The organism is Methylomonas aurea, from assembly GCF_024505045.1.
Taxonomy (GTDB): Bacteria; Pseudomonadota; Gammaproteobacteria; order Methylococcales; family Methylomonadaceae; genus Methylomonas; species Methylomonas aurea.
Genome location: NZ_JANIBM010000065.1, coordinates 1 through 9,090, shown reverse-complemented (window position 1 = coordinate 9,090; position 9,090 = coordinate 1). Strand labels below are relative to the sequence as shown.

Annotated in this window: 4 protein-coding genes and 1 pseudogene; 2 read left to right on the top strand and 3 right to left on the bottom strand. The window is 45.0% G+C overall.

Going from position 1 to position 9,090, the window contains the following annotated elements; all coding sequences use genetic code 11:
- Positions 1-876 precede the first annotated feature (876 nt).
- Positions 877-2,058: pseudogene (locus NP603_RS21430) on the top strand (IS3 family transposase).
- Between the two features lie 1,304 nt (positions 2,059-3,362).
- Here NP603_RS21430 and NP603_RS21425 read toward each other — a convergent pair.
- Genes NP603_RS21425 through NP603_RS21415 form a run of 3 tightly spaced genes read right to left on the bottom strand, consistent with a single transcriptional unit; the run spans position 3,363 to position 5,699 of the window.
- Entirely contained in the window at positions 3,363-3,746 is a 384-nt protein-coding gene (locus NP603_RS21425; RefSeq protein ID WP_221054697.1) for a hypothetical protein, read from the bottom strand.
- On the bottom strand, positions 3,739-4,794 hold the full coding sequence (locus tag NP603_RS21420) for a ParB/RepB/Spo0J family partition protein (protein WP_256612899.1): 1,056 nt from the start codon (positions 4,792-4,794) through the stop codon (positions 3,739-3,741). The genes NP603_RS21425 and NP603_RS21420 overlap by 8 nt, the downstream gene beginning before the upstream one ends.
- Positions 4,791-5,699 carry a ParA family protein gene (locus tag NP603_RS21415; protein ID WP_054758465.1) on the bottom strand — a complete coding sequence of 303 codons (909 nt, stop codon included), beginning with the start codon at positions 5,697-5,699 and terminating at the stop codon, positions 4,791-4,793. The genes NP603_RS21420 and NP603_RS21415 overlap by 4 nt, the downstream gene beginning before the upstream one ends.
- Positions 5,700-5,882: 183 nt before the next feature.
- Here NP603_RS21415 and NP603_RS21410 point away from each other — a divergent pair, with 183 nt between their 5' ends.
- Positions 5,883-6,977 (top strand): hypothetical protein, encoded by a 1,095-nt coding sequence (locus tag NP603_RS21410; protein ID WP_256612898.1) that lies wholly within the window; start codon positions 5,883-5,885, stop codon positions 6,975-6,977.
- The last annotated feature ends 2,113 nt before the right edge of the window (positions 6,978-9,090 follow it).

The following is a 9,090-nucleotide window of genomic DNA, read 5'->3' as shown; positions in this document are numbered from 1 at the left end:
CGTTGTGGACGGTGTCGGGGCAACTTGTCGAAGTCAGAAACGTTTACTTTTGATGCCGCCTGATGTCTTTCCCAGTAATAGTCTCGATCTTGTATGCCCATAATGCGTCCTTAAGGTTGTAACGCCCGCCATAATGCGCCAAATATAACCTGTGAAGGGTCATCAGGATGATAAATACGGCACATTATCAGCAAATCACCACCAGTTCGATGTAACCACGCAGTTCGTGCATGCAAAAACCCGCTGGCAAAATGCATTTAGTCTCATTAACCAAGCCAACGAGCAGGCTTTGTATCAGCTATCGTGGCTAAGCCACGGCTGACGTGGCATTGTCATCCAATTTTGCAAGTGCTGTCATTTTCAACCGTTTCACTTGGTTGAAATCGTCCGATTTTCGCTGGTTTGCGGCGATTCGCAACTCACTGCTCGCTTAGTTTCTGCAGTTAATGTCGCGATTTTTCCGGGCGGATTCGGGCAGCGCATTATCGACAGTTAAATCGTCTTTCGCTCAAGCCCGCGTGATTGGCTGTTTCCCGCGGTCGCCATGGCTTCCAGACGTTTTTAGACATAAATAATCAATAATTTATTCAGTGTTTCACTGAAATAAAAAACCATTACTAATGGCTACTGCTGATTATTATCCTTATCAGCAGTAGCTATATTAAACCTTGATTTATTTAAGTAGTCTTATAACCAAGTGAAAATCAAAAGAATTTTGCGCCCCTCCCCCGTTTTAACGACCAATTTAGCTCCGGCTACTCCGAATAAATGTGAAAGCCCTCTTATCAGAGCCGGCCCCAAAAAATTGAACAGTCGGTTAAGTGAAAAACCCTGCTACTTTTGAACGTCCGCAAGGACAAAGAAACGGAGCAGAAGATGTCCCAAAATCCGAGAAGAAAACATTCAGCGGCCTTCAAAGCCAAAGTTGCCCTAGCGGCCTTGGCTAGCGATAAAACCTTGGCCCAATTGACCCAGGAGTTTGAGGTTCATCAAAATCAGATTGTTGATTGGAAGAAGCAACTGAGCGAGCGGGCTGCCGAGGTGTTTGGAAAGCCCACGGAGCCCGAATCGCCACCCGTCGATCTACAAGCCCTACACGCGAAAATCGGCCAACTGACCTTGGAGAACGATGTTTTACTTGTGCCCTTTGGGTAGAGGGCGCGCTCACCAAGGCGGGATTGCTGATACCCAAAGGGCACAAGGCGCAAAGCGATGATCGACCGTCAATCCCAACTACCGATTGGTCGGCAGGCCGAGCTATTAGGCATCAGTCGCGGCAGTGTGTACTATCTGCCTAAGCCGGTTTCGGAGCGCGATCTGGACATCATGCGCCGACTCGACGAACTGCACCTGAAGCACCCGTTCATGGGTGCTCGCCAACTGCGGGATCAGCTCGATCGGCAAGGCATCGAGGTCGGTCGTAAGCATGTGAAACCTTGATACCCACAGGGCACAAGTGAAGCGCGTGGGCATCGAGGCCGTGTATTGCAAGCCCAATACCAGTAAGAAGACGCCCGGTCACGACATCTATCCCTACTTGCTGCGCGGCATGACCATCGACCGTGCCAATCAGGTCTGGGCACTGGATACGACCTACATCCCGCTGGCCAAAGGGTTTGCGTATTTAACGGCGGTGGTCGACTGGGCGATTCGTAAGGTCCTGGCCGCCAAGGTCGCGATCACCCTGGAAGCCTGTCATACGGTAGATGTGTTGGAGCAGGCTTTCAAGCGCTACGGCAGGCCGGACATCGTCAACACCGACCAAGGCAGCCAGTTCACCGCCAAGGCGTTTGTCGATGCCGTGAAAGGCAAGTGCTGCCAGCTCAGCATGGACGGTCGCGGCGCCTGGCGGGATAATGTCTTGGTGGAAAGGCTATGGCGATCTGTCAAATACGAGCGAGTCTACCTGCACGTTCAGGATTCAGTCGGTCAAGCCCGCGCCTCAATTCTGGATTATTTCGAGTGGTACACCACGAACGACCGCATTCCAGTTTGGAACGAAAAACGCCACAACAGGCGTATAACGATGGCTTGCCAAGCCTCAAGTTGGCTGCCTAAACCATGGCAGGGATTTCACTTTAAATTCCGGTTTCGCTGTTCAAACGAATGGGGCCACTTTTACCTATTCGATCGGCTAGTCCTAGCTGTGTGTCGTAAGCTTCGGCGTCGCCCAACAAACTGCGTGAATTCTTTTCCAACTTAATTACGTTGCCAGGAATGCCATTACCAAAATGCACGACAGCGCGTGTGGACTCGTCTTGCCTGGATATCCGGCACAACCCTTGGATTTGTGGATAGTGATGATGGAAGGCCTCGGCACACTTTCGTGTGGCCGGATATTGGTCCTTCTCGGTATCGATGAGTTGAAACTACTGATTGACCACAACGGTTGAATGAACCTGGTCAACTAACTTGCCCCTATCGAAGTTCTTAAAACCTGGTGTGTAAGTTACATCGTGAATCACTCTCGTCGTCCCACCTTACAGCACGGGGATAGGTTTACACGATTTATCTTGAATCGGACTAAAACGCACATTCCCATGTATGTCCGGATCGAATTGTCTCTTCGATGGAGCCGGTGGAAAACCTCACCCTTCGTAAGCGAGATGACCGTAACATGAAGCTGCTTTGTAGACTGGGTATGAGAAACTTTTCCTCATCGACAGGTAACGGAGAAGCTCCTCCATTAACTATGCGCCAGTTCCTGAACCTCGTCTATGGCAGCCTCGGCAACCCGCTCCGGCGCCAACAAATCCAGAGGCCGATTGCCCCAAAAAGCTGTTGTCCGCGTGAATCCAGTATGCCACTGCCCCGCTGTCCTTGTGGCCTTTAAAGATTCCAATGATTTTTATTGGCCGAAAGCCTTCCGCACTGTCCCGCCCGTAATCCGGAAAGTAATCGACGCCGCCATGGTTTATTGCAAAAATCATTCCCTGGTTTTCTATTTATTGGGCTGAGCGGTCGGAGTTTGTTTGCTCAATCCTGCCAGTTGCGCGATTTTGGCGGCAGTGAACTAATCACCACTTTTCAGTACAGCCCTATGTGCTCTCACAAGCATAGCAGCTTTCTTAAGCAGTCGTTGAGATGGTGGAATCGCGGCACCATGACCTCGGCCATGCGCTCAACGGTATATGAATGTTGTCGCTCTAACAAAATCTCAAACATTGTGGGTGCTACGTTGGCCATGCCCTACCCCTTTGCGAAGATAATAGGGTTTTATAGTTATTTCTAATAACCTTAATACATCCCCTCTTCCAAGTAGCTCAACAGATTTGGTCTAGAGTAAAGCAATGCACTTCATCACCTACACTTATTGCCGATCTTCTTGTAAACGAATGTTTCGGATGAAACTAAATACATAGTCATTCAGGCTTTTGGAAAAAGCCTAGTAATCGCCTGTTAATGGCCGCCCGAATAATTGTAGATTGATTGGCATTAAGACTGGGATTCTGCAATGCTACTCGATGAGCTTCCATATTGATTTTGGCAACTAAATCGTCTGGAATACTGAATACATCTTGTGAATTTGGTTTGACAACCAATTCGGAAAGCAAGGCCCCTTCCCATCCATTCTTTGCTAATAAGGATTGTATTGCTTCGACAACCCATTTACTTTTCTGGCGCATGTTATAACCATCTGCCAATATCTTGGCTGGTAACGACAATTTCAGTGCTGCTGGTAGCTTTACTGTGACTTTCCTAATTGATGCATTTGCCTTGATACCCTGGGGACGAACATCAGCCATTTTTTTCTATCCAATAGTCTAAAAATGTTGCAAAGGCTTTCTTTACACTTTTAGGATCATCCCAATTTAGAGCCTTGAACTCTTCCAAATGATCGTCGTCGACGTTAGCTAGAACCAACGATTTCAACGCATTTAGATTTGTGGTGTGTCCCAGGGAAACCTTTGCCGTATTGCCACGCCCTCCTCTTTCACCAAACCATAGGCGAAACTGATGAGCTCGTTGGTGAGAGTCCGCTTTAGCTAATTCCAGTAACCTGGTAAACGATGCGTTTCCCTCAATAACGAATTGTATGACCTGTCTAACGTATTCATCATTTCGCGTTTGGACTACGTTCATCCATTCATAGGCTTGTGATCTCGAAAGTCCTAAAGTATCAACCAAATCACGCCACCGGACCGCCCTTCCCTTCTCTTCTTGATGCGCTGAGAACTTTATCAGCCATCGTAATTTGTCACCAATAGATAAATCATCGCGTTGAACATTATCGATGATACCCAGGCGCTCTACCGTTTGTGCTTGTGGTTTACGCAAAAATACTTTTACGGTAATTCGTTCAACATGCAAGAGGGTTAAATCCGGCTCCGGATTGATTGTTAACTCATGAACCCTATTTTCATGCTCATCTATGATGGTTTCCAGATGAAATAAACCAAAAATAGCAGCCATCGTTCGACGTTGCCCACCCATTAACTGAACGTGTTTTCCAGGCAATGCAAATGCAATTGGTGGATTAAGCAAACCAAATTCCTTTAAGCTCATCGCCAAAGTGATAATGCCTTCCAACTCCTCGGTTTTGTTCATTCGATACGGATCATCCTCTTGGATATATCCACGATAGATGTCACTAAGCGTTAAATGAAATGTCCTTGGCTGATCTTCCCATAGCTGAATATCTGCCAGCGGTACTTGCCGTAGTTCGTACTCTTGCTGTTTTGCATTTTCAGCTGCCGCAATTTGCGCGGCTACTTTTGAGATCGTACCAGGTTGTACGCCTACTGCATTTCTTTTTAAAAGCCCCGGCTTTCTGGGTAGTCCTTCTTCGTTCATTTGAAGATCCTCTCAAAAATTACTTTGCAAAATTGTTCTGCCTCATTTCGAGCTGGTGTATTTTCGTGCATCTCAAAGAGTGAGCGCGGGTTCGCAAAGGTTGAAGAACTATTAGCATATGTCTGTAAATAACGCATTGGTGGGTAAATTAACTTGTCCCCTAATACTTCATTCTGAATTAGCTGTTCCATTGTTTTTCTTTGGGCAGCTGACTGTGGATCGTATTTTGTTGCCAGGATTCCAACCAATTGTAATTTATTGGTATCGCGCACCTGATTCTCGGCTTGCCATAGTTGTGCCATATCAGCCATGCCAGCAACGGAGTCTTCTTGCATTTCTGTCGGTATTAATAAGTGGGTGGCTGCACGCGCTGCAGATGCTGTTAATGCGGAGGTTTGGGGTGGGGTATCGACAATGACGAGATCGAATTCGTCTTGGTAATACTCCATCGACAACATAGCCCTCATATGCTCCACAACGGCTTCTTGAATACTATTCCTCTCAACTTGCTCTAGAAATGATGTCAATTCTCTTTTGTGTGATGGGATAAAACTTAGAGTAGGGTGGTCCGTGGGGTAAGGCTCTGCGTATCCCAATCGGAAAAATTCTGCTATTGACCAATATCCTGGGGGTGCATACGGTAATTCATCCCAAGTCGGATCCTTAGGATCAAAATTTGGATGAAAAGGTGGCGTACCGCCGTCTTCTGTCATTTGTACAAATCTTGCGGAGAAATTGCATTGTGGATCAATATCAATGCCCAGAACTCGTTTCCCTTCACGGACGCTGTACTCTGTCAGTAATTTTGACAAAGTTGTCTTTGCTACTCCGCCTTTATGATTACCGATTGTAAGTACTTTCAGTTTTGCGTAATCGGGTATATTTGTGATCTGTTCTGCTGCCATTTTGCTTTCACCCTATCTTTTAGAGTCGTTTCCTAAGTGTCCGGTACCGGACAGTTCTATTCCTAACTGTACAATACGCTTGATAGTACCACACTGCTTAGTGTATTGTACATTGACCAATTAGTATTTTACGATCATACTTGTTACTAGATATACCGTTTGAGACCTATATTGGAGTTATGAATGGCAGCTTCGCAATCAAAAATGGACAGCTTCCTTGCTAAGCGAAATGCGGAGTCGAAACAACGGCAAAAGGATTTATTCGATGCTGAAAAAGAACAGGCAATTGATTTAGCGACGATGAACACAATAGTCGAAGAAGCTACACATACGCTGCCTGTTGAAAATCGAAAAAAAATAAAGGGTATCGGTAGAAAGTTAGTGAAGGCTGCTGATGCACGTTTGCTAGAAGCAGAGCAATTGGGTTTATTCACTTCATTGTCTGTTTCAGACACGAATGCCATCCCAACTCTTTTAGCTCGTTTACCAATTTTTGTTCCCATTCCAGCACGTTGTCAGCGCAACATGCTAGATAAAGATTTGGCATTCGCGTTTGAAACGCCATTTGGTCGGGGTAGACGTTTTGGACCACCGGTGACTATCGAGGATGAAGACGTTCTATTCGCAATGCTTCAGTTATCGGGTAGGCGCTTAATTGGGCAGGGATCAAAACTACCAGTTCCTCTTAACGATTCATCATGGCTTAACGATGAGCGGGGAAACCTAACTGTACAGGTTATGATTGCAACGGTAGGGCAGATCAATAAAGAACTTGGTATCAATGATTCGGGTCTGAATTACAAAGCAACTATTGAATCAATAAGAAGGCTTGCTCACGTCAGCATCGAACTGGAAACACGAAAAAAGGATTTATACCTTGGAGAAAGTTGGGATGGTCAAACGATCAGACTTGTCGATATTCAATGGCGAGCTTATGAAGAAGACGGGTTGATATTTGCCCAATTCTCACCGCTTATGGTTAAGTGGCTTAAGGAACAGGCGACCTTCCATAACTGGAAAATGCGCAGGCAGATATCCTCAGCAAACGGTAGGGCACTTTATCGTTTCCTTTGCACCCAAGGTAACTATTATAAAAAAGAACTTGAGTACATAGCAGATGTGATCCATTGGCATGGCGATCGCTCCCGTTTACGTCCGCGTATGGAAGCAGTATTAAAGCAACTTCGTGACCAGTTTGATTGGTGCGATTTTGTCATACACGGTACAGGAAGAAGTGAACCTTTTGTCCTTGAATTTTCAAGACGACGGAAGAATTAAATTAACGAATATTTACATTTTATCCCACCTAAATAGCATCTCTTTGTAGTGGATATGGCTTAGTCTTTGTCCATCTAGATAAAAACAGGATGAATGGCGATATCCACTTTTCAAGGACTGCTCTAGTCATAAGATTTCTGAATCTGCCAAACATTAAATCCTTCCGTTAACTTCAAACAGATAAGGGCATAGGTTATATGTTATGTGTTTCAAAGCTTTATTGACCATCTATTCGCTACTCGCGGACAATTTTCAATGCACGTAACAAATACTTAATTTATTCGAAATACTGAGTAAGAGCGTTATCAACTGTAGAAGTGTCCGGTACCGGACAAAATTTTGACTTAAGAATTTCTTACATTTCTGCCCAAATTTGACGTCGTCACCAGCCTGAAGGAAAGAGCATCCCGTGGCAGTCCGGCTGTGACAGCCGGAGTACTACACTGGGTTCTTGGCTTAACACCCTAATCGCACGAGAAATCTCCGGACTAGCTAATCCGGCATGTCTTACCCGTAGTGTATTGATTGCGCCAACCAGATACCCTCAAATCTTATTTCACATACCTCAATTGCGCTTGAGTTAGCCCATTCTCTTTGGCGACACGGGCCCAACATGAATAATTCCAGCGGATTTTTGGGTGGAACTCTGAACTGTCCGCTATACCAAGCGAGTTTGCTCAATTGTCGCTGGAACTCATATCAGCATTGATCTCGGTTAGCCGTGTCTGGCCCTAACGCGCTTTCCCTGTTCGTTGGGCAGTTTATGAACCTGCAGCCCTTCCATACACACTATCGCGGCATATTAGCTGTCGCATAAAGTAACTATAAAGATGGCGGAAGCACTCTAATTGGCCACAATTTTCACCAATTTGTCAGGAAAGCAAAGCGAGAGCGAGCGAAGTTAAAGTAAATTCTGAAAGGAATAGCACCGGGCGGACTTTCGGTTGTGAAAACTAGGGGCTCGCCAAACATCGTCGTGTGGTGCGAGATACAATGCTTTAATCCACCTGCGGGGTCAAAGCCAAATTGGCGCTGATGGCTAGGGGTACCGAAGGCAGCCAATATAGACTCCTGATTTTCGATCCTTGTATGGGTGAAAATCTTATCAACTAGAAGAAGTCACTTGCCAATTTTGCTCAGTTGCTTTCTTCGTGTACTGAAACTACGGTGAAATAAAGGTTCGTTAAGTTTGGGTTAGCAGGCTGTTGAATTTGTATCTTTGGCACTTTAGGGAGTCTATATCTAGTAGCATTCTTTGCAACAGTCAGCAATATGTAGTCAATTTTGTCACTGCGCAAACGTATATCAACCATTTTTTCAACAGCCTGCTAATTAAGCATATCCTTCATGTAGCCCTACTACGGAGAAAGAAATTGAAATTTTATACTTCATCGAGCTTTATTGAGTACGTACCTTGTTGATTTTAATTCACATAGGAGCAAATTGAGCTCAATTGAAGGGGTTAGAAAGTATCTTAATGTAGCGACACTACGGAGACAAAGTAGAACTTGGGGCCTACGAAAATTCGATATCTCAAATTCCAGTACTTGTAAAATCAATTGGTTACAAGTTAATTCTTCACGAATAGAGCATTCATCAGAGGTTACCTGAGCTTGAATTTAGAAGATTCAATAATTCTTATGTGTAGCAATACTACGGAGATTTGTTGTGATCCTTAGTTAAAATGTCCGGTGCCGGACAGAAGGTATCTGTATCGATTAAATCGTACCAACAAAAAATTGCGAAGTTAAGAGGATCAAACAGAACGAATTCGATCTCGCCCCAACATTACTTTTATGTCGTTCTACTACGGAGTAAGTAGTTGATATCGCCTAAATTTGCGGGAAATTGTCGTTTGGAGGTTGAAGGTCCTAAAATTTAGCAGGGGTACATCTGAGTTGAAATTGGACATTTTTTATGTAGTGCTACTACGGTAGTAAGACAAGTAGAGGTTACTGTGCGTTATTCACGAGTTCGGCATAACTTTGGTGTCCGGTACCGGATATTGCACCAAATGAAATGTTAGATAAGTAGGGTATTGATCTTCATGTAGCATGACTACGGTAAACAATTGGCTAAACCCTCTGTAAAAAACGCAAGGATACAAATGATG